Consider the following 353-nt stretch of genomic DNA (forward strand, 5'->3'; position numbering starts at 1 on the left):
AGAAGTGCGCCTCGTCGCGCATCCGCTCGACCATGTGCGGGTAGTGCAGCTCGAACGCCGGCCGCTCGGACCGGATCCGCGGCAGCTCGAGGAAGTTGTGCCGCGGCGGGGGAGAGGTCGTGGCCCACTCCAGCGAGTTCCCGTAGCCCCAGGGATCGTCGCGTCCGGCCGGTTCGCCGTGCCGGTAGCTGCGCAGGATGTTGTAGAGGAACGGCAGCACGGACGCGCCGAGCACGAACGCGCTGATCGACGAGATCGTGTTGAGCAGCGTGAACCCGTCGGTGGGCAGGTAGTCGGCGTAGCGGCGAGGGAAACCCATGTTGCCGAGCCAGTGCTGCACCAGGAACGTGCCG

At 68.3% G+C, this 353-nt stretch carries 1 pseudogene; it reads right to left on the reverse strand.

Annotation, left to right across the window (positions count from 1 at the left end):
• Nucleotides 1-353, reverse strand: a pseudogene (locus tag UK23_RS48040) (cytochrome ubiquinol oxidase subunit I); the annotation flags it as partial.

Origin of the sequence: Lentzea aerocolonigenes (genome assembly GCF_000955955.1) — a bacterium.
In the GTDB taxonomy this organism is placed as follows: Bacteria; Actinomycetota; Actinomycetes; order Mycobacteriales; family Pseudonocardiaceae; genus Lentzea; species Lentzea aerocolonigenes_A.